The 25527-nt window shown below is 59.4% G+C and carries 19 protein-coding genes; 13 read left to right on the forward strand and 6 right to left on the reverse strand.

Annotated elements, in window-relative coordinates:
* The first annotated feature begins 109 nt into the window (after positions 1-109).
* The 10 genes from MU856_RS03890 (at position 110) to MU856_RS03935 (ending at position 12471) form a co-directional block, all read left to right on the forward strand.
* Entirely contained in the window at positions 110-970 is an 861-nt protein-coding gene (locus MU856_RS03890) for a metallophosphoesterase family protein (protein WP_318153199.1), read from the forward strand.
* A gap of 87 nt (positions 971-1057) precedes the next feature.
* Positions 1058-2545 carry an O-antigen ligase family protein gene (locus MU856_RS03895; protein WP_062902165.1) on the forward strand — a complete coding sequence of 496 codons (1488 nt, stop codon included), beginning with the start codon at positions 1058-1060 and terminating at the stop codon, positions 2543-2545.
* A 125-nt stretch (positions 2546-2670) separates the two neighbouring features.
* On the forward strand, positions 2671-3345 hold the full coding sequence (locus MU856_RS03900) for a polysaccharide biosynthesis/export family protein (RefSeq protein ID WP_062903167.1): 675 nt from the start codon (positions 2671-2673) through the stop codon (positions 3343-3345).
* A 25-nt stretch (positions 3346-3370) separates the two neighbouring features.
* Positions 3371-5599: a GumC family protein gene (locus MU856_RS03905; protein WP_263588402.1), complete on the forward strand. Its 2229-nt coding sequence runs from the start codon at positions 3371-3373 to the stop codon at positions 5597-5599.
* Between the two features lie 32 nt (positions 5600-5631).
* The gene (locus tag MU856_RS03910; RefSeq protein ID WP_062902167.1) at positions 5632-6846 is read left to right on the forward strand and encodes a hypothetical protein; all 1215 of its coding nucleotides are present in this window, start codon (positions 5632-5634) and stop codon (positions 6844-6846) included.
* A gap of 62 nt (positions 6847-6908) precedes the next feature.
* Complete coding sequence (locus tag MU856_RS03915) at positions 6909-7925, forward strand: SDR family NAD(P)-dependent oxidoreductase (protein ID WP_238929660.1); 1017 nt, start codon at positions 6909-6911, stop codon at positions 7923-7925.
* Positions 7922-9220 (forward strand): Vi polysaccharide biosynthesis UDP-N-acetylglucosamine C-6 dehydrogenase TviB, encoded by a 1299-nt coding sequence (gene tviB / locus MU856_RS03920; RefSeq protein WP_062902169.1) that lies wholly within the window; start codon positions 7922-7924, stop codon positions 9218-9220. Before MU856_RS03915 ends, tviB begins: the two co-directional genes overlap by 4 nt.
* A gap of 25 nt (positions 9221-9245) precedes the next feature.
* Positions 9246-10562 carry an oligosaccharide flippase family protein gene (locus MU856_RS03925; protein WP_263588403.1) on the forward strand — a complete coding sequence of 439 codons (1317 nt, stop codon included), beginning with the start codon at positions 9246-9248 and terminating at the stop codon, positions 10560-10562.
* 74 nt (positions 10563-10636) lie between these two features.
* A complete protein-coding gene (locus MU856_RS03930) occupies positions 10637-11533 on the forward strand; it encodes an FkbM family methyltransferase (protein ID WP_202988264.1) in 897 nt (298 codons plus the stop codon).
* 8 nt (positions 11534-11541) lie between these two features.
* Positions 11542-12471, forward strand: coding sequence for a glycosyltransferase family 2 protein (locus MU856_RS03935; RefSeq protein ID WP_062902172.1), 930 nt, complete (start codon positions 11542-11544; stop codon positions 12469-12471).
* Here the strand turns inward: MU856_RS03935 and MU856_RS03940 are convergent.
* On the reverse strand, positions 12441-13577 hold the full coding sequence (locus MU856_RS03940; protein WP_082819932.1) for a glycosyltransferase family 4 protein: 1137 nt from the start codon (positions 13575-13577) through the stop codon (positions 12441-12443). The genes MU856_RS03935 and MU856_RS03940 overlap by 31 nt on opposite strands.
* Positions 13578-13802: 225 nt before the next feature.
* Here MU856_RS03940 and MU856_RS03945 point away from each other — a divergent pair, with 225 nt between their 5' ends.
* From MU856_RS03945 to asnB, 3 genes are read left to right on the forward strand one after another with little or no spacing between them, the layout of a single operon-like run.
* Positions 13803-14636: a hypothetical protein gene (locus tag MU856_RS03945; protein ID WP_263588404.1), complete on the forward strand. Its 834-nt coding sequence runs from the start codon at positions 13803-13805 to the stop codon at positions 14634-14636.
* Positions 14637-14645: 9 nt separating this feature from the next.
* Complete coding sequence (locus tag MU856_RS03950; protein WP_082819933.1) at positions 14646-15782, forward strand: glycosyltransferase; 1137 nt, start codon at positions 14646-14648, stop codon at positions 15780-15782.
* Entirely contained in the window at positions 15782-17725 is a 1944-nt protein-coding gene (gene asnB, locus MU856_RS03955) for an asparagine synthase (glutamine-hydrolyzing) (RefSeq protein WP_263588405.1), read from the forward strand. The genes MU856_RS03950 and asnB overlap by 1 nt, the downstream gene beginning before the upstream one ends.
* Before the next feature lie 38 nt (positions 17726-17763).
* Here the strand turns inward: asnB and MU856_RS03960 are convergent, their stop codons facing one another.
* The 5 genes from MU856_RS03960 to galE form a co-directional block, all read right to left on the reverse strand.
* Positions 17764-18906 carry a glycosyltransferase family 4 protein gene (locus tag MU856_RS03960; protein ID WP_202988265.1) on the reverse strand — a complete coding sequence of 381 codons (1143 nt, stop codon included), beginning with the start codon at positions 18904-18906 and terminating at the stop codon, positions 17764-17766.
* 4 nt (positions 18907-18910) lie between these two features.
* Positions 18911-20152 (reverse strand): sugar transferase, encoded by a 1242-nt coding sequence (locus MU856_RS03965; RefSeq protein ID WP_082819934.1) that lies wholly within the window; start codon positions 20150-20152, stop codon positions 18911-18913.
* 105 nt (positions 20153-20257) lie between these two features.
* Entirely contained in the window at positions 20258-22363 is a 2106-nt protein-coding gene (locus MU856_RS03970) for a polysaccharide biosynthesis protein (protein ID WP_263588406.1), read from the reverse strand.
* Between the two features lie 35 nt (positions 22364-22398).
* Positions 22399-23928: a hypothetical protein gene (locus tag MU856_RS03975; RefSeq protein ID WP_202988267.1), complete on the reverse strand. Its 1530-nt coding sequence runs from the start codon at positions 23926-23928 to the stop codon at positions 22399-22401.
* A 408-nt stretch (positions 23929-24336) separates the two neighbouring features.
* Entirely contained in the window at positions 24337-25362 is a 1026-nt protein-coding gene (gene galE, locus MU856_RS03980; RefSeq protein WP_263588407.1) for a UDP-glucose 4-epimerase GalE, read from the reverse strand.
* Between the last annotated feature and the right edge of the window lie 165 nt (positions 25363-25527).

Genomic DNA, 25527 nt, shown 5'->3' on the forward strand with positions numbered 1-25527 from the left:
CGCCTTAGCGCAAAGCTCTTGCCGCTGGCTTAACTTGCCACTATTCGCCCGGCCGTTCGCGGAATTCTGGTTCGAAACGATCGGATACGCCTCCCGTGGGCCGTAACACATGCCGTCGAGGGGGGCGGCAGGTGATGCATTTGTCTGTAATTTCAGAGTTCTACTCGTAAAGCCCCATATGTCCTTACTTGGTTTTCTGAAGCGCCGGCGAGGCGAAGAGCGCGGTTCGCGCGCGGCGGAGCCGCGTGTGCCCGCTGGCGAGCGAGTTTATGCGATCGGGGACATTCATGGTCGTGACGATCTGTTCGAGCAATTGTTGGCGAAGATCGAGGCCGACAACGCCGGCCGAGGCCAGGCGAAAACGACGCTAATCCTGCTCGGCGACCTCGTCGATCGCGGACCCGATTCTGCATCTGTCATCGAGCGCGCGATCCGCATCGGGGCTCCGTTCGACAAGGTGACTCTTCTCATCGGAAATCATGAGGAATGTTTTCTGTCCGCGCTTTCGGGCGACTTGCGGCGCGTGCGCTATTTTATCCGGATCGGCGGCGATGCGACCATAAGAAGCTATTGGTGCGACGATGCCGCCTATGCCGCAGCGGACTTTGAAGAGGTTGCCGAGCGCCTGCCGCATCTGGTTCCCCAATCGCACATCGATTTTCTGGGGCGCGGCGAAGATATGGTTCAGATCGGAGATTATGTGTTCGTCCATGCCGGCGTCCGGCCTGGCATCCCGCTCGATCGGCAGCAATTGTCGGATTTGCGTTGGATTCGTGACGAGTTTATCGATGGCGAGCATGATCATGGCGCAACCGTAGTTTACGGCCATACGATTTCGGATGGCGTCGATGAGGCGCGTGGACGCATCGGCATCGACACCGGCGCATATCTAACGGGCCGCTTGACAGCCGTTGGACTGGAGGGAAGCGAACGCTGGTTTCTCGACACGGCGGACGCTGAGCCCCAATAGGAGAAGCTCATTGCCGCCTTCGTCACCTCGATCCGGGCTTGGCTTAGCTGGCTCGAGCGCGTAGCTGATACCAAATCTGAATTTTGAATGGACGCATTGATGAAGCCGAAGACGAAGATGGCAAGGCTGGATGATCTGACCATTCGCCGGGCTATCTGGATGGTTGGCGCCTTTGTGGCGATCGTCGCCCTGATGGGGGGAGGGTCGCGTTATGACATCTCCTCGGCACCGCTTCTTCGCGCCGCGTCGATTTTGTTCGCGGCCGTGTCGATCGCGCTGATGCCGTCCCGGGCCTTGACCGGCCTTCGCGTTCCGCTTGCGCTGATCGCGGCGCTGGCGGTGTGGATGGGCATCCAGCTGACGCCTCTTCCGCCTAGCCTTTGGGCATCGCTGCCGCTGCGTGGGCCGATTTGGGAGATCGACCAATTGCTTGGCGCGCCCGAGCACTGGCGCCCGATCAGCATGGCGCCTTCGCTGACGATGAACAGCTTGCTGTCGCTGTGTGTTCCCTTTGCCGCATTTCTGGTGGCCGCGGCGCTACCGGCAGCCGAGCGAGTTCGGCTGTGGTGGGCGATCTGGGCTTTTGGTCTCGCGTCGGTGGTGTTCGGGCTGTTGCAGATTATGGGCGGACCGCGCAGCGTTTTTTATCTGTATCGGATTACTAATGACACGTCGCCGGTCGGCCTTTTTGCCAATCGCAATCATCATGCGCTTCTGCTTTCTATATCAATCCTCGCAGCTGGATGGCTGATATCGAACGAGATATTGCGCCGAAACGGACGCCCGCTCGTTGTCCCCGCGTTGGCCGCCAGCATAGTGCTTTTCTTACTGTTCACGCTGGTAATCGGCTCGCGGATGGGATTGATATGCGGTGCCGCCAGTACGATCATGGCTTATGCCGTCGTCCGCTGGTCCTATCGCTTTCGGGCCAAGCCGATCAATCAGGCCCGCACGCTGCAGCGGGGGCGTCATCGATCTTCGGATCGTTTCGGCGTTGCGCGGCGGATTGCTCTCAATGTCCTGCCGCTCGTACTTATTGTCGGCCTCGGAATTCTCTTCTACTTTTCCGGGCGCGACAATACGGTTGGGCGACTGTTCCAGGGTGACGGCGTCGAGGAGTTTCGCATTGCTACACTGGCGACGGTCACGGCACTGATGAAGCAGGTCTGGCTGCTCGGCGCGGGTTTCGGATCGTTTGCGCGCGTCTATCAGATCGTCGAGCCCGACGCGCTGCTGCGCGAAGCCTATTTCAACCAAGCACACAATGACTGGTTTCAGATCGTCATCGAGGGCGGCCTGCCTGCCGTGCTGATATTTGCCGGCGGCGCGATATGGATCTTGCTACAATTGGTTTCAGCCGCGCGCGCCCGCGGAGTGCCGTTGCGCGGGGAGATGGCCGAGACAGTGACGGTGGCGGCCACATTTGCTGTACTCATCTCGGGTGCGGCGGTCGATTATCCTCTTCGCGTGCCGTCTATTATGATGGTCGCGGCCATTCTTATCGTCATCCTTGTGCGTCACCGCGAGGAGGCTTTCAATACCAACCGCGGCACTAAAGCTGCTTTCGCCACCTGATGTTTCGCCCTATGGGCGAACGACTTTACCGAAGATTCTCGGCTTGAAAGAAGAATATGCCTCGTTTGCATCGCCTAATCGCATTAACTTTGCTCGGGTTGGCGGCCTGCGCTGGAAAGCAGCCAGTGGCGGTTGTCCCCGCCAGCGGGGTGACGCTTCTGGACGCGCTTCCTCAGCCGACGAGCCGCGATGCGCAACAGGCAACCCGACAGACCTTTGTTGGCTCCTTTACGGAGCTTTCGGTCGACGTGTACGGCATTCCCGATCTTCAGCGCGAGATATTGACCGACGGCGAGGGCAAATTCTCGTTCCCGTTGATCGGAACGCTAGACGGCGCTGGCAAGTCGCCCACGCAACTGGCTGGAGAGATCGAGGATAGGCTGCGTGGGCGGTTTGTTCGCGATCCTCAGGTTACAGTCAACTTCAAGGCCGCGACCAGCCCGCTTCACCTACTGTCGCAGGCCGTCACCGTCGATGGCCAAGTACAGCGCCCAGGCCAGTATCCTCTCGTTGGTCGACAGACCCTGATGCGGGCGGTATCGCTGGCGGGCGGGCTGACCGAGTTGGCCAAGCGGGACGACGTGCTGGTGTTCCGCAAGGTCGAGAACCAGCAGTATGTCGGGATCTATAACTTGCAGGCAATCAGGCGCGGCAATTACGCCGACCCCGAGATTTTTCCGAACGATGTGATCGTGGTCGGCGATTCTTCGCAGCGCCGCCTTTTTGAGGATGTGATCAAAGCGGCCACGCTTCTCAGCACTCCGCTCATTGTCCTGACCAATCTCACCAACAACAATTGATCGCGCGATCGTATTTTCTGAACGGATGATAGCGAAGATGGATACCCCAAACACCGCGCGCTCGATCGGAAGTTCGGCGAGTCCCGCCGACCGGCGAGGTGAGGCTGAGCCATATCGCGGCGGGCTTTTTGACATGCATATGGTCGAAAGAGCCTTTGTCGCCCTATTGAATCGTAAGGCTTGGGTCATCGGCAGCATTCTGGCCTGTCTAACGATTGGCTTGGCCATCACTTTCCTGATGACGCCGTTATATACTAGCACGTCGCGGATCGAAATTTCTCCCCAAGCTCCAGTGGAAACCGACGTCGAGGGCGCGCGCGAAAAGACGATTTCCAATGAGATCGCCTTTTTCAATACTCAGTACAGCTTGCTGGAATCGCGCTCGCTTGCGGCTCGTACAGTCCGAGCCGGAAACCTTCTAAACGACAAGGATTTCCTCGCCCAATACGATCTCACCGGGGGTGAGGAGGGCACACCCAACAGTGCCCAGCGCGCGCGTATGGCTGAACGAGCGGAAAAGATTTTGCTCGACGCAGTGAGCATCGAGCCGGTGCGCCAGTCGAGTCTTGTCGATGTGTCCTTCTCGACGCCTTCGGCAACGCTTTCCGCGAAGTTGACCAATCTGTGGGTCCAGCAGTTCGTTGCAGCTAATCTCGATCGCCGTTTCTCTGCAACGAGTGACGCGCGGCGGTTCTTGGAGCAACGTATCGGTTCGCTGCGCCGCAATCTTGAGGATTCGGAGCGCGAGCTGATTACCTATGCGGCGAACAACGACATCATTACGCTCGAGACCCGCAGCGACCCAGGAACAGGACGGACGATCGGTGACCGAACACTTGTTGCAGCCGATGTCGAAAAGATCAGCACCGCGCTTTCAGTTGCGCGCGACGCTCGCATTGCAGCCGAAAGCCAACTGAGCAGTTCAGTTTCGTCGACGGATCTGTCGAGCAACGCCGCAGTGAGCGCCCTTCGTCAGCGGCGCGCTGAATTGATGGCAGATCTTGCCCGTCTGCGGAAGATTTTCGGTGAAGAGTATCCCGAAATTGTCGCCAAAAAGGAACAACTTGCAGCGCTGAATCAGTCCGTGTCGACTGAAACGCAACGCTCGCGTGCGCTCAATCAGGAGAGCTATGCGAGCGCATTGAAGCGCGAGAAAGAGTTACAGGCGGAACTCGACCGGCTGACTGGCAAATATCGTGACCAGCAGCGCCGGTCGATCGAATATGCCATCCTCCAACGAGAGGTCGATACCAATCGCCAGCTTTATGACGGCCTGTTGCAGCGTTACAAGGAAATTGGCGCCGCCGGCGTCGGGACGAATAACATTGCAGTAGTCGATACGGCAACGCCATCGCCTGGTCCGTCGAGTCCCAAGCTAATCCTCAATGTTGCGCTGGCGTTGATCGCCGGGTTCGGACTGGCCGGGGCGCTGGTTTTCCTGCTCGAACAGCTCGATCAGTCGATCCGCGACCCGAGCGAAGTGAGCGACCGATTCGGCCTGCCGCTGCTGGGTTCGATTCCCAAGGTCGACGCGGACACCTTCGAAGAGCTGCTCCTCGACAAGAAGTCGATGATCTACGAAGCCTATTTCGCTGCGCAGACCAACTTGACGTTCCTTACCAATCATGGCGCGCCGCGCAGCTTCATGCTGACTTCCACGCGACCTGCCGAAGGAAAAAGCAGCTCGGCGCTGAGCTTAGCCAGCGTATTCGGTCAAACGGGCAAGAAAGTCATGTTAATCGACGCTGATATTCGCAGCCCCTCGCTCAACGAATTGCTCGACGTCGATAACCGTAATGGCCTGAGCAACTATCTGACTGGATTTGACAAGGTGAGCGAACTGATTGCTTCGTCGCCTGAATTTGGCTTTGACTATATTCTCGCCGGGCCTATGCCGCCGAACGCCGCCGAACTATTCAGTTCGTCGCGGCTCAGCGAGCTTGTCGAGCTATTGCTGCGCGATTATGACCATGTCATTCTCGACGCGCCGCCGGTGCTCGGCCTTGCCGATGCGCCATTGCTCGCGCGGCCGGTGGAGGGCGTCATTTTCACGATTGACGCCTCGAGTAGCAGCGCCCGCGCGATCAAGTCGGCGCTCAACCGCTTGCGGCAGACCGACGCACAGATTTTTGGAGCGCTCGTTACCAAGGTCGGCAGACGCAACGAAATCTACGGCTATGGCTACGGCTACGGCTACGGCTACGGCTACGGCTATGGCTATGGCGCAGACAAAAGCCGCGGCAACAGCGAGTAAACGGAGCGAACGGCGAAGCGCGGCGATTAATTATGAAGATGTCGGCTAAATTCTCTCTGCTGATCGGTTCCGGCCTGCTGGCGGCGGGCGTGGTCTGGGCTCAGTCGACTGTGATCGTCTACGAGCGTCGGGCGCCCGGCCGCGCGGCTATGATTGGTATTCCGCCGCAAGGATGGACAAAGGCGTCGCTTAGCCACGCGCTGCAGGGGGCACGGCTGGTCAAGAATCCTGAATCCGCTCCAGGGTCGTTAGAGCGCCAGTTAGCGCAGGAGGCGTTTGCCGCTGAACCGCTTGCCACGCCCGCGCTGTCGGTCCTGATCCAGTCGCTGGCTGCGGACGGGACGCAGCGCAAGTCCGAGCGACTGATCGAGCTCGCGGCGGAACTCAGCCGGCGCGACAATCTCGTTAATGCGATGCAGATTGACGAGGCGTTGAAGCGGAAGCAGACCCAACGCGCGATGGGCCTTCTCGGGCGCGCGATGTCAGTCGATTACGAAGTCCGTTATATGTATCTTGAGCGAATGGCTGCCGGCACTGCCAGCGCTGGGGCTTCCGATGTTCTAGTGCCAATGCTCGGTCGTAACCCGAAATGGAGCCTGGACTATTGGAATGCGGTTCTGAGGGTGCCAAACGCGCTCGTGCGTGCGGGCGAAATTCGGCGTCGGATCGCCGGGACCCCTTGGAATGTCAATAATCCGAGCAAGACTGATTTCGAGTTGATCGCCGAGTTGGCGAAGCGGGGCCACCCGGCGCTCGCGCGTGATATTGCAAGCAGTCTCGGCATGTCGGTGACGTCGAGCGGCGAATTGTTGGCCGGTTCGATGTTCAACCATCAGCCCCGCTTCGTTCCGTTCGAATGGGAATTGCTTCAGACCGGTGACGTGGGGGCGACGATCGACTCCAAGGCGGGCACCTTGGCGATATCCAGCCTGCCGGGCGCATCGGGCGTGGTAGCGCGCCAGCTGATAGAAATTTCCGCTCCCGGCGTCTATCGCTTGCGATGGAGCTTAGCGGGCTTGGCTGCCAATCCCGATGCGCTGCTGAAGTTTCGCCTGACCTGCGCCGAACCGACCCGAGCGGGTCCGCCGATCCCCCCCATCACGATCGGCGAAGGTAACGGCAGTGCTGTTTTGACGATCCCGACCAGCTCATGCGCATGGTATGGCGCGACGTTAGAATTCGGAGCCCAGAGTAGCTCGGTCGGCACGGACATTGCGATAGAGCGGCTCAGCCTGCGCCGTGAGTGAAGCGACTTTGGCAAAAAGGCGCAACCCAGTTCTATCTGATACCCACCCCCATGGAGAATTGCATGCGCCGTAAAATATTCGTGACCGGCACCGCCGGCTTCATCGGATTTCACTTGGCGAAACTGTTGCTCGCCGAGGGGTTTGAAGTCGTCGGGTTCGACGGGATGACCGATTATTATGACGTGGAGTTGAAGCGCCGACGCCACCAGATTTTGCTGCAGAATCAGCATTTCTCCGCTGTCGAGGCGATGCTGGAGGATCGCGAGCGGATTGACGAGTCGATCGATCAATTCAGGCCTGATGTGATCGTGCACCTCGCCGCGCAGGCGGGAGTGCGCTATTCGCTCGAAAATCCGCACGCCTATCTGTCGGCGAATGTTATCGGAACCTTCAATGTTATGGAAGCGGCACGGCGCAACCAGGTCGGTCACCTGCTGATGGCTTCGACCTCGTCGGTCTATGGCGCAAACGACGACATGCCTTTTCATGAAAATGAAAAGGCCGACACGCAGCTGACCATCTATGCCGCGACCAAGAAGGCGACCGAATCTATGGCGCACGCCCATGCACATTTGTGGGACGTGCCGACGACGATGTTCCGGTTCTTCACCGTCTATGGACCGTGGGGACGCCCCGACATGGCGTTGTACAAGTTCGTCGATGCGATCCTCGATGACCGTCCAATCGACCTTTATAATGGCGGCGACATGTATCGTGACTTCACCTATGTCGACGATCTGGTCCGCGGCATCCGGCTACTGATTGACGCTGTGCCCGAACGTCCTGCTTCAAAGGTGGAGATCGAGCCGGGAGACAGCCTGTCGCCGGTCGCGCCCTTCCGCATCGTCAACATTGGCAATAACGACAAGGTGCGGTTGCTCGATTTCGTCGCCGCGATCGAGCATTCGCTCGGGAGGAAGGCCAAGAGCAATCTGATGCCGATGCAGATGGGCGATGTTCCAGCGACCTGGGCCGATGCCAGCCTGCTCGAACGGCTGACTGGATATCGTCCGCAAACGGACTTCCGCGACGGCATTGAACAATTCGTCACCTGGTACAGGGAATATTTCCGCAAATGACGTCCGACCAGATTGCACCGCTTCCCGAATTCGACACTGCGTCCATCGCCGTCATCGGCTTGGGCTATGTCGGCTTGCCACTCGCCGTCGAATTCGGACGCGTCCGGCCAGTCGTCGGTTTCGATATAAACCGGGACCGCATCGCGGCGCTCCGCAATGGGCGCGACGACACGCTGGAGACGACTGCGGACGAGCTTGCTGCAGCAACCGAGCTGGTGTTTTCTGACGATATCGCAGAGCTTGCGCAGGCGCGCGTTTATGTCGTGACAGTACCAACGCCAATCGATGCGCATAAGCGCCCCGATCTGACCCCTCTCGTCAAGGCTTCGGAAACGGTCGGCCGCGTTCTGAAGCGCGGCGATATCGTGATCTACGAAAGCACGGTCTATCCAGGCTGCACCGAGGAGGATTGCGTGCCGATCCTCGAACGGGTCAGCGGCCTTGTCTTCAATCGCGATTTCTTTGCCGGCTACAGTCCTGAGCGGATCAATCCGGGCGACAAGGAACACCGCCTGCCGACGATTCGCAAGGTGACGAGCGGGTCGACCCCCATTGTGGCCGAATGGGTCGACCGACTTTATGCGCAGATAATCACGGCGGGCACGTTCCGCGCCGAAAGCATCAAGGTCGCCGAAGCGGCGAAGGTGATTGAAAACACGCAGCGCGACCTCAACATCGCCCTCATGAACGAGCTGTCGATCATCTTCGGCCGGCTCGGCATCGACACGCACAGCGTTCTCGAAGCGGCCGGGACCAAGTGGAACTTTCTGAAATTCACGCCGGGCCTGGTCGGCGGCCACTGTATCGGGGTGGATCCCTATTATCTGACGCACAAGGCGCAGGCGGTCGGCTATCACCCCGAGGTGATCTTGGCCGGGCGGCGCGTCAACGACGGCATGGGCGGCTATATCGTCAGCCAGGTCGTGCGGTTGATGATAAAGCGCGGGCTGCCGGTTCAGGGCGCGCGCGTTCTGGTGCTCGGGCTGGCCTTTAAGGAAAACTGCCCCGATATCCGCAACACCCGGGTCGTTGATGTCGTCAGCGAGTTCCAGGAATATGGCGTCAAGGTCGACGTCCATGATCCGTGGGTCGACGCGGCCGAGGCGCAGCGCGAATATGGGATCGCGCTCGCTGATCCGGCCGTGGGCGATTATGATGCGGTCATTCTAGCGGTATCGCATCGTCAGTTCCTCGACGCCGGCGCAGAAGCCCTGCGCAAGTTGGGCAATGCTTCGTCAGTGCTCATCGATGTCAAGGGCACGTTAGGATTTGGTGAGAGCGATTTGCGCATCTGAATTGTGAACCGGGTCAGGGGAAGCGATGCAGCTCCGCAGTCTCATCCAGCTAACCGCGAGCGTCGGCGCCATAGGCCTGCTCGACCGCGTTGTAGCAGTCGGTCTCGGCATCATCTTTGCGCGCTGGCTAGGCCCCGACGAGTTTGGGACTTATGCCTTTGTCGTCACCGCAATCGCCCTGCTGTGCATTCCGGCGAAGCTCGGTATCCCTGAGCTATTGACGCGCGATATTGCCGCAGCGCGCGGTGGCGCCGAGCCGCTGGCGCTGGCCGGCTCGATCGTCAAAGGGTTTGCCATCGTCGGCATCGCGGCGATCGCGATCGTGGCGGTCGGGCAACTAGTCTTGCAGTTCACGGCCGATACGCCGATTAGCCGCCTCATGAGGATAGGCCTGTGGATGGTCATCCCTTCCGCCTTTTTTGAGGTTGCGGCGGGCATAATTCGCGGGTTTGGCCGGACTATAGCGTTTCAGCTCTATGGGTCGGTCTTACTGTCGGGGGCGACCCTAGGCATTGGCGCCTCGGCGATGATACTGCTCGACCAATATACCGCAAGAATCGCGATCGAAACACGCTTTGCAGCCTTTACTTTGTTGTTGATGACATGCTGTGTCCATCTCATTCTGATCCTGCGGCGGCTATCATCTGCCGATGGCGGCCGCATCCTCGGGACGGGAGAAATCTTGTCCACCGGATCGCGCTTCATGTTCAATTCGGTTATCAATATGGCGCTGATGCGGGTCGACCTGCTGGTCCTTGGCATTCTCGCAACCGAGAAAGCCGTTGGTCTCTATCGCGTTGCTGCCGAAGGCGGGTTGTTGGTGGCGTTTGGCTATACGGCCGTGACCACGGTCCTAACCCCTGAATATGCGCGGATGCACAAGGCGGGCGATCGCGAGCAGCTTCAGAAGACTGTGCGCCACGCAACATGGTTGATCCTCCTTATTGGGGGCTTGATTGCGCTTCCCTTGATCTTCGGATCGCACCTAGTCATCGGACTGGTGTTCGGCGAATCCTACACCCCGGCAAGTTTCGCACTGTCGATCATCGCGGCAGGATATCTGGTTTCGTTCCTGTTCGGCGACCCGATCTATATATTGAACATGACCGGCCATCACGACAGAGTGACTCTGCTCGTCGCGATCAGCTTGGTTGTTTCGTTGGTGCTGTGCCTGGTCCTGATTCCGTCGCTAGGTGGCACCGGGGCAGCAATCGCGGCATCGGTGGCGTTAATCTGCTATCGTTACCTCGCCTGCCGTGCCGTCTATCGGTGGCTGGGCGTGAATTGTGCGGTGTTTGGCGGCATGGTGAGCTTTGGTAAGGCCTGTGGCGGCCGGGCATGAGGCGGCTGCCCACAGCCTGAATAGAATCGCGGCAGCAGTCCCGTTCAATGTACCGTTTCATTAGAGGATTAAATGTGACCAAGTCGCTCCACAGTTTCCGATCGTCGAGCCAAGGATTGGCGAAAGTATCGCGTTTCGTGACCAATCGGAAGCTGCACAAACTGGCGCGCGAACATCATACTGCGGGCTATCCGCAGATGGCGATCTTTTCGCACGACCATATCGGGCACGTCATCAACATTGATGGTCGTTACGAGGATGACTATCTGTGCGCAGCTTTCGGGTGGCTTGGCGGTTTCGTGGAGGATATGGGCGAATCGGTGGCGCTTGACGTCGGTGCGAACATCGGCAACCACTCGATCTTCTTCGCAAGATATTTCCGCGAGGTTCATTCATTCGAACCCAATCCGCGGACGTTCGAACTTCTGAAATTCAACGCGGCGCAGGCGGCAAATGTTATTCCGCACCGGCAAGGCCTGTCGGACGCCGACGTCGTCGGAACGCTTCACGAAAATCCGACCAATATGGGCGGCACTTTCATAGAGGTCTGTGGGCCGGATACCGTGCCGGGCACAGGCGTGCCGCTGGCAACGCTCGACAGCTTCGTGCTCAACCGGACGCTCGGCCGTATCGGTTTCATCAAGATCGACACCGAAGGGTTCGAGGCACGGATTCTTCGGGGCGCGACGGCGGTCATCGCGGCGAACCATCCCGTCATAATGTTCGAACTGTCGCCGAGCGATTTCGGACCCAAGGGATCCGAGGTCGCCAATCTCTTGGCCGGTATGGGCTATGATTTCGTTTCGGTCGAAAGAAATTTCGAATTCGGCGAATCGCGGCTTGGCCGTTATTCAGGATTTCTGTTGCGGACACTTTTCGGCGAACGACTCGAAGTGCGACCGGTCGCGCGGTTCAACCCTGGCTTTTATCAGATGATCGTCGCGGTGCATCGCGATGTGAAAGTGGCCTGAGCCACGCCGTGCCGAACCCGCGTTTCACCATCTTCACTCCCACCTACAATCGCGCGCATACGCTGCCGCGGCTATATGCCAGTATCGTCGCGCAGGAGTTTCGGGATTTCGAATGGGTGATCGTCGACGACGGATCGATCGACTATACGCGCGAATTGGTGGAAGGGTGGGCGTGCGAGGCCGATTTCCCGATTCGCTATTTTTATCAGTCGCACGGCCACAAAAAGACCGCCTATAACTATGGCATTCGCGAAGCGCGCGGAGAGTTGTTGGCTTGCTGGGATAGCGATGATGCCGCGTTGCCGCAAGCATTGCGGATTCTTCATGAGGAATGGCTTGCAATCCCCGATGCAGAACGGACCGCCTACGTCGGCATAACGGGGCTATGTGCCTATGAGAACGGAACGGTCTTTGGCGACATTTACCCCCGCAGCCCCTATGACAGCAATCCCGTGGAATCGACACTATGCGACGGTATCCGGGGCGACAAGTCGGGCTTCCAGCGCGTCGATGTCCTTCGTCAATTTCCTTTTCCCGAATTTATCGAGGGCCTCGTTCCCGAAGGCGTCGTCTGGAACGCGATCGCGCGCCATTACAAGACGCGCTATATCAACAAGGCCGTTCTGACCTATCATGTCGAACAGGATTCGATCATCAACAGCCGCAATACGGTGACGAAGATGCGCAGCATGGCGGTCGGGCGCGGCTATTACACTGCGGAGTTTCTGACGCACGACTGGCGCTGGTTCTTTCGGGCGCCGATCGAGGTTCTCAAGATCGCGGCGAACCATACGCGCTATGCTTGGCACATACGGCGGGGCGGACGAAAAGATGGCTTTCCGCCGAAGAGCGTCGGGGGATGGCTGTTGAAACTGCTCGCATGGCCTGCCGGATTTCTCAGCTTCCTTTATGACGAGTGCTGGTCGCCGCGGACTTGATCGCCCGTGACGCCCGCGAGCAACTCCGCCCACTGGGCCAGAATTCGGTCGAGCGAGTAGGTAGTTGTGACCTCGCGGGCGCGGTCAGACAGGTTTTTGCGTTGGCCCGCGTCGGCCATGAGTGATCGCAGCGCGCTCGAAAGCCGCGCGGTCTGATCGTTGTCGGGAAGCAGCAGAAGACGTTGGCCATTATGGCTGAGCTCCGCGGGGCCGGTCGGAACATCGAACGCCACCGAAGCCAAGCCGTGCGCCATGGCTTCGAGAAGGCTGTTGGGAAACCCTTCGAAGCTCGACGACATGATATAGATGTCGGCGCGCTCGTACCAAACGCCGAGATTGCCGGCGAACCCAGGCAGATATATCCTTTCCTCCAATCCCCTCGCCGAAACCGAGGCCTGCAACGCTGACTTCAATTGGCCGTTGCCTAACATGACAAGTGTCCAATCGGGATATTGATCCGCCAGCGAAGCAAAGGCGTCAATTGCGAGCTCGGGCCGTTTCCCGGCGTCCATTCGACCAACCCAGAGAAGTATGCGCGTGGATGTGTCGGCCAGCAATGACGGCGGAACAGCAGGCTCCGCGTCCGTCATCGGCAGCAGCACTGGGTTTGCGATAATCGCTATCTGACTCCGCGGTACGTGTCGTCGCAGCCAGTCCGCCGTACCCTGCGTTTGCGCGACCAGCGCCGCAGCGAACGGGTAGGTCAGGCGACGCAAAAGGCGATAGGAGCGGGGTAGAGGCGGCGCGAGAAGGGGGGGGTAGGTCCGTTCGCAAGCGATGACGGGCACCCGGGTTCCCATCGCGGCCAGAATCGCCGCGACGTTCACATGAGGTAGAAATGAAACAATGACATCGGGGCCGAGGCTCCTTATAAACCGGCGCAACATCATGAGCCGGCTTAGCCGTCCGGCGGCCGGCTCGCAATGATCGGAGAGAAAATCGAGTTGAACTGCCGCTGACAATGGATAGACGCACTCCCCGCGCGCCGAAAAAGTCGGCATCAAGGTAACGCCGTGTCCGCGCGCCGTCCACGCATTAGCGAGCAGCGCCGCCACCCGTTCTGCACCGCCTCCCTGCATTGAAGATACCAGAAATAATATTTTCATTTCAGTGCCTTGGGTTATAAATAATTAATTGGTAGTCCTCATATGAACAATCGATCACATTATCAAGGGACTCTTCCGACTGATTACCGATACTATATTCTACCCCTCATATTGGCAGTTATAATTTCCTTGCTACCATGGCCGGACATTATTCTGTCTGGAACGCGCGGCGTTCTTATTGATAGGGAGGTCTATATTCAAAAGATTATTTATAGAGATAATCTTTTGAACTATTTTCATTTCAATAGTTACGTCGACTATTTCACGTCCGAATATTCTTGGTGGTTTCTGATGAAGCTTCTGGAAGACGGCCGACTCCCTGTTGACTATGAAATTATTTTTCAGATCATATCGACGCTTTTTCTCGTCACAGCGGCATTAATTGTCTACCGCCGCGGCGGGCTGCTTCCGTTGGTCTTCTTGGCCAATCCTCTCGTTTTCGAACTGGCCTATTCGCAGCTTCGTTCCGCGTTGGCGATCAGCATCCTTTATCTCGTCTACCTGTTTTTCCGGCGGTCGACCTATATCGCGATCGCGCTATGCCTTTTTGCCGCGACGATCCACACGACAATGGTCATTTTTCTGGCAATCTACATTCTATGTATCATGACCGCTGACGAAGGCGGGCGTTTGTCGCGCTGGCCGCTGGAAGTTCGCCTTGCCCTCGTCTTGGGCGCCGGCGTCGTCATGGGGCTGGCGATCGGGCCGTTGCGGGAAACTCTCCTCAACCTGATCGGCGACCGCCGCGCCGAGTATCTCGACCTTGCGGCCAGCCCCCTCTATCTCAGCTTCTGGGTCGGGCTCCTCGGCCTGTTTCTTCTCGATTTTCGGCACACCTTCCGTTCGGTCGAAGGCCGGTTTTCGCTATTCATTCTGTCGTTGGTGACGGTGAATGTGTTTACCGGCGGCTATTCCCAACGCTTTCTGGCCCTCGGATACCCCTTTGTCATCGCCACGATTTTCCTTGCTCGACCGTCGTTGAAGTCATTCGCGATTCCGGCGCTTTCCATCTACATGGTCGCGCAATGGATCTATTATTTCAACGGCTTTGCGGGGTAATCCTGCCCGGTGCGACATGTGCTTCACATCATCACCGGCCTCGGATCCGGGGGGGCCGAGCGGTCGCTGTTCAACCTGGCCGCGGCGGGTCCGGATGCCGGATTTGTCCATAGCGTCGTCTCGCTCGCGGACCACGGTCACTACGGGCCGCTGCTGAGGCAGCGGGGCGTCGCCGTCGCGGCGTTCGACATGCCGGGCGTCGCCGGACTTCCCGGCGCACTCGTCCGCATTCGGACCCTGACACGGCGCAAGCGTCCCGACATCGTCCAAGGATGGATGCCGCACGGCAACCTGATTGCAACGGCCGCCGCCGCGATGGCGGGCCGGCCGGTCGGCCTGGCGTGGAATATCCGCCAGTCGCTTTATGATTTGCGGGACGAAAAGCTGGCAACGCAATGGATCATTCGGGCCCTGAAAGGGCTGTCCGGCCGACCCGATGCGATCCTCTATAACAGCCATCAGGCGCGTGCGCACCACGAGGCACTCGGGTTCGCCCCAGCGCACGGCCGCGTAATTCCTAACGGCTTTAATACCGGGCGATGGAAACCCGACGTGCATCGCCGCGCGGCGCTGCGCTCCGCGCTCGGCATTGGCGATGCCGCGCCGCTGGCGGGATTCGTTGGGCGGTTTCACGCGCTCAAGGATGTGCCCGCCTTCATGGAAGCGGCCGCGATCGCGATGGCAGAGAATCCGCAGTTGCATTTCGTCATGGTCGGCGACGGACTGGCACGCGACAATGCAGCGCTGACACCGCTGTTCGCCGCGCTGCCGCCGCAGCGGTTTCATGCGCTGGGGCCGCGCGACGATATAGAGGCGATCTTGCCCGCGATGGACTTTTTCTGCCTGTCGTCGATAAGCGAGGCGTTTCCGAACGTGGTGGGGGAGGCGATGGCGAGCGGCCTGCCGTGCATCGCCACCGACGTTGGTGATTGTGCGCGGCTGATCGATGGACATGGGCGGATCGTCCCGCGCGGCGACCCTGCGGCGATGGCCGCGGCGATAAGCGACCTGGCGCGGATGGATGTTGCGCGCCGCGCTGAAATCGGCAAAGCGGCTCGGGCGCGGATCGAGGCCGGCTACAGCCTGCGGGCTACTGTCGATGCCTATACCCAACTCTATGATTCGATGATGAAAAGAGACGTTTGATGTGTGGTTTTGCGGGGTTCCTCGACCGGGGCGGATTTGCCGACGGCGAGGCGGTGCTGCGGCGGATGGCCGATACGATCGCGCATCGGGGCCCCGACAGCGATGGCTATTGGGTCGATGGCGAGGCGGGGATCGCGCTGGCGCACCGCCGGCTCGCCATCATCGACCTGTCGCCCGCGGGACATCAGCCGATGGCGAGCCACGACGGTCGCTATGTCCTAAGCTATAATGGCGAGATTTATAACCACCTCGACCTCCGTCGCGAGTTGGAGGCGGCAGGCCCGATCGCATGGCGCGGCCATTCGGATACTGAGACGCTGCTCCAGGGTTTTTCCAAGTGGGGCGTTGTCGGCACCCTCGAGCGCGCGAACGGAATGTTCGCGCTCGCGCTGTGGGATCGGGGCGAACGCAAGCTGTTCCTCGCGCGCGACCGCATGGGCGAAAAGCCGCTTTATTACGGCCTGCAGGGTGGGACGCTGCTGTTCGGTTCGGAGCTTAAGGCGCTGCGCCAGCATCCCGCGTGGCAGGGCGAGGTTGATCGCGACGTGTTGACGCTTTTCCTGCGCCACAATTATGTGCCCGGCCCCTATTCGATCTATCGCGGGATCGCCAAACTGCCGCCTGCGCACTATCTGGAAATCGGCCTCGACGACGACCAGCTGCCCGACCCGGTCGCCTTTTGGGACATTGCCGAAAAGGCGCAGAACGGGCGCGCGCAGCCATTTGCGGGGGCGCCCGACGCCGCCGTCGACGCGCTCGAAGATTTGCTGCTCGACGCGGTCGGCATGCGGATGGCGGCCGACGTTCCGCTCGGCGCCTTTCTATCGGGCGGCTATGATTCGAGCACGGTTGTCGCGTTGATGCAGCGCCAATCGGCGCGCCCGGTAAAGACGTTCTCGATCGGCTTTTCCGAAGAGGAGTATGACGAAGCCCATCATGCGAAGCGGGTCGCGGCGCACCTCGGCACCGATCATACCGAACTTTATGTAACGCCGCAGGACGCGCTCGACCAGATCCCGATACTGCCTCACCATTGGGACGAGCCCTTCGCCGATTCCTCGCAGATGCCAACGCTGCTGGTCAGTCGACTCGCCCGGTCTGAGGTCACGGTCAGTTTATCGGGCGATGGCGGCGACGAACTTTTCTGCGGTTATACGCGCTATACGCAGGGCTACGACATATGGCGGCGCCTCGGCCGAATGCCACGCGCGGTTCGCAAGCTGGCCGCGGGCGCGCTGCGCCTGACCCCGGCGGATCTCATCGACGGCACCATGAAGATGGCCCCCGCGCGGCTGCGCAAGATGGCGGTCGGCGACCGGTTGCTGAAGGTGGCCGACATTCTGGATGTCGAACAGGCTGAGGATTTCTATCGCTCGCTCGTTTCGCATTCAAAGGACCCGGCCGCGCTGGTGCCGGGCGCGCATGAACCACCTACAATTCTCACGACGCCCGACCACGATTGGCCCGCCCAGGGCGATTTTCGCGACCGGATGATGTATCTCGATATGCGCTCCTATCTTCCCGACGACATTTTGGTGAAGTTGGATCGAGCTAGCATGGCGGTCAGTCTGGAATCGCGCGTGCCGCTGCTCGATCATCGCGTCGTCGAATTCGCGCTTTCCCTCCCGCTGAAATACAAGCTGCGCGGCGGTGAAGCGAAGTGGCCACTTCGCCAGTTGCTTTATCGTTATGTCCCGCGCGAAATGATGGAGCGGCCCAAGATGGGATTCGGTGTTCCGATCGAACACTGGCTGCGAGGCCCGCTTCGATCGTGGGCCGACGACATGTTGGCGCCCGACCGCCTGAAGCGCGAAGGTTATTTCAACGCCGATGCGATCGGCCGCCTATGGTCCGATACGCGTAGCGGCCGACGCCGAATGCACTATTATGTGTGGGACATATTGATGTTCCAGGCGTGGCTGGACGCTCAATCGACCGCTTGAAATTCGGTGTGGCATCGTCCGGCTGCATATCCAAACGTTCAGCGGCGGCGATTTTCGGTTTCGCGGTAGATTTCAAGATGCCGCATGGTCACATCGCGGATGTCGAAGAAGGCCTCAGCGTGTTGTCGAGCGGCTTTTCCCATAGCAACACAGCGATCGCGGTCGAGAATCAGCCGTTCGAGCGTGTTTGCAAGCGCCGCGGCATCCTTGGCCGGACTAAGAAGTCCGGTAACCCCGTCGATGATCGCATCGCGGCATCCCGGAACATCGCTCGTTACCGACGCGCGCCCCGCAGCCGATGCATCTATGATCGTCTTGGGAAATCCCTCGCGATAAGAGGGGAGGGCGACGATGTGGAGCGCCGCCAGCATCGACGCAATGTCTCGCGTATAGGGCCGCCATTCAATCGCGCCGTCGGCAACCCAGGCATCGAGTTCAGCCGGCGTCACCGAGGTCGGATTGATCGGGTCGGGATCGCCGATCAAAATGAAACGGGCATTGTGGCCGCGGTCGCGAATTTGCGTGGCGGCTTCGACAAATTCATATACACCTTTGTCGCGGAGCAGGCGGGCCGGGAGGCCCACGATGGTGGTTGAGTCAGCAGGATGAGGGTGCATTGGGATCGCGCCAAGATCAACGCCGGAGCCGCCAATCATGTAAATGGTCGCCTTGTCGAGTCGTGCAAATTGGACCATCCGGGCGTCGTCGCGGTTCTGAAAGATGAAGCTGGCGTCGCGGCGGTTGAGTCCGAGGTTCATGAACCGGTTGATAAGGCGGCGCAGCATCGCCTTCGACCGCGTTGTCGCACCCGTATAGACATAGCCGAGCCCCGACACGGCACCGACGATCGGAATACCAAGAATCCGCGAGGCGATTCCCGCATGGAGGATACATTTGAGCGCGATCGCGTGGATAACCGCAGGGGCTGTGCTCCGAGCGATATGAAATGCGCTGGTGAAGGTTCGAATTTCGGCCATTATCGCCATACCGCTGCGATCGATCTTCCACTCGACCCAGCGGGCCCCGCACGCCTCGATCGTCGCCACCGCCGGTGAGGCGGGACAGGCAACGACCGCCTCATAGCCGGCCGCGATCGCGCCTTCGACCAGATTCAACCGGTGCGACACGAAGAAGGGGGCGTCGCCGACGAAGAAGAGGATCGTATTGCGGAGGGGTGTCATCGGGTCAGGGCCGATCAGGCGCCGCGACACGGTCGCCGCCGCCGCGTCCGCGCGCAGTCGCAAGGATGATGCGAAGATCGAGCAGCAAAGATCGCAGCATCTTGTATCGATAGTCGGCCCGCGCCAGCACAAGCGGCTGACTCATATCGATTGCACGTATCTGGGCATAGCCGGTGATACCGGGCTTTAATGTGTAAACACCGAGCGCTTCGCGCGCTTCCACGAGCTCGGTCTGTGAGTAAAGGCAAGGGCGGGGCCCCACGAGCGTCATCGTTCCGCGCAGCAAGTTGATGGCCTGCGGCAGCTCGTCGAGCTTCGTCCTGCGGAGGAAAGCGCCAAGCCGGGTAACCGCGCTCGCGCTGACCTCGTGCGTTCCGGCCGAGGCGGTACCGTGTTTCATCGTCCGGAACTTATACAGGGTGAAAGGTGCTTGCGCGGCGCCAACGCGCTCCTGCGCGAAAATTGCGGGACCCGGGCTATCGAGTCGGATGGCGACCCAGATCGCAGCAAAAACCGGAGCCAAGAGCAGCATGATTGCCAGCGCTACGCCAATGTCCAGCATGCGGGTCAATGCGCGATAGAGCAAAGCATCCGAAAGATCGTCGGTCAGGATTTCGGGATGAGGCAGAGCATGCGCCGGCCCGAGTGCATAATCCGCGAGGCTTTGTGCCGAGGTGGTGGGCTTGAGCATCTTGAACATTGCGAAAAAGGCGCTGCCCACCGCGGGACCGAACGCTGCGAGCATGCGCAGCTTTTCGCCAAAATAGCCGCCATCGTGGAAATATCCGATGTGGACGTTGTCGAGCCGCTTCCCGACCAACTCACGGATCGCCTGTACTCCCATCGCTTTACTCACCGCATAGGGCGACTGGTCGTCTTCGTCGAGCGAGAGGATTGATGCAATATTGAGAAAGCGACGGCCGTTCATGCGTTTAAATTCATTTGCGATCCGCATCGCGAAATCGACGTTTACCTCGATGAAATCGGCGAGCGATCCACGCGTGTCGTTGTTGCGGACGGCGAGATGGACAAGGGTGTCGCACGCAGTCAGTCCCGCGAGCGCGTCATAGCTAGCGACTTCCACGTGAGGCTGATCGGTAAACAACTTACGCAGCGTATCGAGGTCGCGACCGACAGCGAGCACAGTACGGCCCCCGCGTGCGAGTAACGGCACAAGATGCCGACCCACATTCCCAGAGGCTCCGGTGACAATGAAATCATAGGGACGCAAAGAGGCGATTGTCATTATGCTTCTTCGAAGGCTGGACGATCGGAACGGCAGCCGAGGTGACGGGCAATGGGCGTCCAACCAGCCGTGCCGCGGCGTGTCAACCGCTATCGCCTGGCCCGACTATTCGACGCTTTTGACATGATGATCGCCAAGGAGAGTAGCCCACTGGCCGCCTGCGGCGTATTCTGGAACAAGACGACCGATAATCTGCATCGCCGCAACGGCGTCGCCGGTCCCGCGAATGGTGGTGTCGAGTTCCTTCAGCATCGCGTCGAGTTCGGGCCATTGCAGCAATCGCTCGCGCGCCCGCATGATCCGGGGGTGGTTCGTAGGTTCGGGATTATTGCCGATCAGTAGCTCTTCATAAAGCTTCTCACCCGGCCGCAGCCCTGTCTCGACGATCTCGATGTCGCCATCGGGGTGATCGGCGTCGCGTATGTTGAGCCCCGAAAGCCGGACCATCGCGCGCGCCAAGTCTGCGATCCGAACCGGTTCCCCCATGTCGAGTACAAACACCTCGCCCCCCTTTGCCATTGCGCTCGCCTGAATGACGAGTTGCGCGGCCTCAGGAATAGTCATGAAATAACGCGTGATTTCGCGGTGCGTCAGCGTCAGCGGTCCGCCAGCTGCAATCTGCGCTTTGAATAACGGTACGACTGACCCGCTGGAACCCAGAACATTGCCGAATCGCACCATGCTGAAGATCGTCCCCACGTCCGGGTTGGCGGCGCGCGCCTGCAGGATCAACTCGCAAACGCGCTTCGACGCACCCATGATATTCGTCGGCCGCACCGCCTTGTCCGTGCTTATCAATGTGAAATTGGTCGCCCCAAATTCTTCGGCCGCCTCGACGCTGTACAGCGTTCCCATAATATTGTTACGCAAGCCCGAAATCGGATTCGCCTCGACGAGGGGAACATGCTTGTAGGCGGCAGCATGGAACACTGTTTCGGGGCGATGCCGATTGTATACGCGACGCATCGCCGAGCGTTCGGAGACGTTCGCCAGTTCAAGCTCGAGCGGAACAGTTTCGCCCAGTGCGCGCATCATCGCATCGAGCTCGCGTTCTATTGAATAGAGTGCGAACTCGCTCTGCTCAAGAAGCACAAGCCGCGCCGGGCGACAGCGAACCATCTGACGACAGAGCTCGCTGCCGATCGAGCCACCGGCACCCGAGACGAGAACGCGTTTCCCAACAATTGTCCGACTCATAAGCAATTCGTTTGCCGCCACCGCTTCGCGGCCCAGCAGTTCCTCTATCTGGATCTCGCGCAGATCGCTGACGGTGATGCTGCCATCGATGACGTTGGTCAGGCTGGGGAGCGACCGGACATAGACGTCCTCACCCTGCAACTCTTCGATAATCTCGCGCCGTCGCGCGCGCGACGCGCTGGGAATCGCCAGCAGAACTTCGTCGGCGGCGGTATCCTGGAGCACTTGGCGCAGCCGGAAAGACCCAAAAACCCGTACGCCGTCGAGCCGCTGGCCGTCAAGCCGGGCGTCGTCATCGACGAAGCCGACAAGATCCACCTTCGGCTCGTGGCGCAGCGACAGCGCCAGCTGCTGGCCGGCGCGCCCCGCGCCGTAAACGAGCATGCGTCGCGCATTAACATCGACGACCTTCAACAAGTCAAGCAATGCGAATCGAATGGCGATGCGGCTTGCGGCGAGCAGCAGCAGGAAGATGATCGGATGCAACACGCTGAGCGTACGCGGCACGTCGGGGAGTCGGAACAGCACGCACACCACGAGAAGCGGAATCATCAGGAGTCCGCACGCGACCGCGAGGTCCGCCACCGTACGCGAGCCCGAATAGCGGATCAGCGAACGATACACGCCCGATCGCCACGCGATAGGATACCAAAAAAGCAACGCGCAGGCGGCGAAGCTCGCAATCGGACGCGAGAACAGTTCCCACACGCCGAGCCGGAGCGAAAAGGCGATCCACACGGCCATGAGGCAAAGTACGCCATCGATCATGACAGCTGCAGCCTGGCGCTGGACGCGCGGACGATCACCGATGAAATTCAGGGTCTGCTTCCGCAGGCGGCGCCAATAGTCATAGTCTCGAAATGTCATCGTACGGGCAAATCCTCGCAGGCGCGATCTCGGGGGGCTGCCAGAGAGGCCCCGACAAAGGTTGCGCGCCGCAAGCAGAACGGCACGACAAATACTTTGGTTCCTGTAAAAGCAATGCCATAGACGTTCAACAAGTGATGCGTTCAATCCACCCTTAGCTCTTTGGAAACTATCGCGTCTGTTCAGGGGGGCGTACGCGATCGGCGCGCGACATGGGCGTTTCCCGAGGCAAGGCGAGGTATGCCACGCGAATCAAATAGGCGGTCGCTCATACTGTTGATGACCTTGGTGCCCATCACCGTTGCGTTTTGCCCGACCGAAATGCTCTTCGCCGCAACAGGCTTGTCGAATTCGATCAGATTCTCGCGCAAATCTGGCGCAGTGGCATCCCATGCGGAGATGACATAGACGGTTGGCGTCGCTACGCGCACAAAAAACTTGTTATTTTGGATACGCGGCGCCTTGCCGCCAAAGTAGGCAGCGCTTTCATAAACGCCAAGTAGCATCATGTGTTCGAACACCGCATAGTCGCCCAAGAAGACAAAAGCGTTGGGGCGGTTGGCCGCATGCAGGTCGATTACGCTATGGCTGACTTGAATCTGCGGCGCATGAGCACCGCAGATGAAGGATGCGCTGCCGTCTGATCGGATCCCGCGGATCACGATGCCCGCGGCGGCACCGCCGTGGACATAGATGCACGGGTGACGGTCGGACGCGCCATTGTCTACGCACTCGAATGCCGGATCGACGATTCGCGTCGGACCGGCGCCATAGCCGATATCGATCGATCCGCGCTTTGGCGGGGCGTCGGCGCGACTCGTGTAGGGTTGGCCCGACCAATTACGGATTTTCGGCCTCATGATTGCCACATCGTCGCCGAAAGATTCGATCGCGGCCCTTTTGTTGTCATCGAATATGCAATCGACGACGTCTATCTCTCGCACCCCGTTGACGCGTGTGATCAATAGTCCCGGTCCCTGATTGCCATCAAAGAGTACATTGCGTATCGCGATGTTGCGTATGCGATCGCGGGGACGCGACGGCAGGTCGTCGGGTTCAAGGTTTATGCCTGCGCAGGGGCCGTTGCCGCTGTCCCAAAGTCCGTGGGTCAGGCCAAAGCGACCGCCCTCGATTGAGGCTTCGACGCTTTCGATAACTGAAAGTCCCTGCCTGAAATTATTCAGCGCCGCACAGTTTTCGAGGCTCCAGCGAGACGGGACGTCGGCCGTGGAGAACGCGCCGTTCGGACCGGTGCCGTTCCCCTCGGTGCCCGCGTAGATCAGGAAGCCGTCGCAGGTTCCATTGACTGCCTGGACATTCCGGAAAGTCCAGCGATGGCATTTGTCGACCACGATCACATGCGCTGGATCTTCCGCCGGGATCCGCTTATCTCGATTTCCGTCGCAGATCATGTCCACAATCAGGAAGTCGTGGCATCCGACGACATAAAGTGCTGATCCGCCCCATCCGGTTGCCGCGCCGTCTGCAAGAGTAATCCGGTAACCGTTGCCGTTCAGCGTGAAGTTCGATTTCCAACGAAGCAGCAATTGTGACGGCACGACATAGTCGCCGTCTAGCTCGCCATCGATGCCATTGCCGAGCGCGTCGAGAAAGCGCTGCAAAAGCTGGAGCGAAGTGTCGCCCCGCTGGCGGAAGTCCGTGGGCCGTATCATCTGTGCGGGTATGCCTTTTGTGGCGTCATAGCGGAGCACGATAGAACTGGCGAGACTGCGGGGTATGGAAACACCGCAGGTTTGACCTTCCTGAGTCGCAGGATTGCCGCTCCCGACGCTGGTATGCTCCGCGCGAAATGGTTTGACATGCATTTCTTTTCAGCGTGATCGCTCGCGAAGGGCGGGCACATCGTCCTTCGCGAACGGATCCTGGACGACATCGCACAACATTATGATGGCGGACAGCGGCGACAGGCTTCAAAGTCTCGCCAAACGAAGCGAAACGCATTCCGCCGAACGAGCTTCTTGTAAAGGTTTAGCTGCTCGACGCAGGTCGGCGGTACGAGCAAATATCGTGACCAAGGGCATATTGCGGCGGAGGGGTGCGCTATCTCGCCCAACGGCGGCTCCGTCATGTCATCAGGTGAGCGCTTGATCCAATCGCATTTAGCCGGCCGACGCGTCGCCATAGCCTTCAATATTGTTAGATTGCCATCGCCAGCTACTGGTGCACATCGCGTCGATATCGAGCGCTGCTCGCCAGCCCAGGAGTCGTTCGGCCTTGGCCGTTGCTGCATAGCTGCTTGCGACATCGCCTGGGCGGCGGGGAGCGATCTGCGCTGGAATATTTCGTCCGCAGGCACGCTCATATGCAGCGACCAACTCCTTTACCGTGATACCGCGACCGGTTCCAACATTGACCACCTCGCAGCATGGTCCCTTCTCGCTGTAGTCGAGAGCGGCCAAATGGGCGTTAGCGAGATCAACGACATGAATATAATCGCGCTCGCCGGTACCATCGCGCGTATTGTAATCGTCACCAAATATTGCCAGGCTGGCCCGGCGTCCGACCGCAACTTGCGCAACGAACGGCATCAGATTGTTCGGTATGTCTCTCGGATCTTCTCCGATTAGGCCAGAATCATGGGCGCCAACCGGATTGAAATAGCGAAGCAGAACCGCCGAGGCGGTGGGGTGCGCTGCTGCCCAGTCCCGGATCAACTCCTCCACTATCGCTTTCGTGCGGCCATATGGATTGGTGGGATGCACAGGATGCTGTTCGTCGAAGGGGAGATACTGGGCCCTGCCGTAAACTGTTGCGGATGAAGAAAAAATAATCCTGTGGCACTCAGCAGCGTCCATGGCCGCGAGAAGGTTCACTGACCCTGCAACGTTGTTAGCGTAATATAGCAACGGGTTTTCACTTGATTCACCCACTGCTTTGAGGCCCGCAAAATGTATCACGGCGTCTGGTCGAAATTCTGTAGTCGCTTGCATCAACGCGTCCCCGTTGCAGATATCTGCTTCTACCAGGCGGATATCGCGATTCGTCAGTTGGCGTACGCGGGCGAGCGCGACGGGCGAACTGTTCGAAAAATTGTCGAAGACGCAGACTTCATGACCCGCCGCCAGGAGCGCGACAAGTGTGTGGCTGCCGATATAACCCGCCCCGCCGGTGACCAACACTTTCATCGGAATTGTTTACCCTCAACATTTAGGTGGACATATAATTCCATCGGCAAAATCGTCGAGTCAACTGCCTGGCTTTCGCTGCGGTTCTCCAGGCGATGAATATATTCGACTTCAGCGAGAGCTTATTCGCCTGAGCCGCCGCGCTGGACAAAACCCGGGCGGGAT

The organism is Sphingopyxis sp. GC21, assembly GCF_025727575.1.
Lineage (GTDB): Bacteria > Pseudomonadota > Alphaproteobacteria > Sphingomonadales > Sphingomonadaceae > Sphingopyxis > Sphingopyxis terrae_A.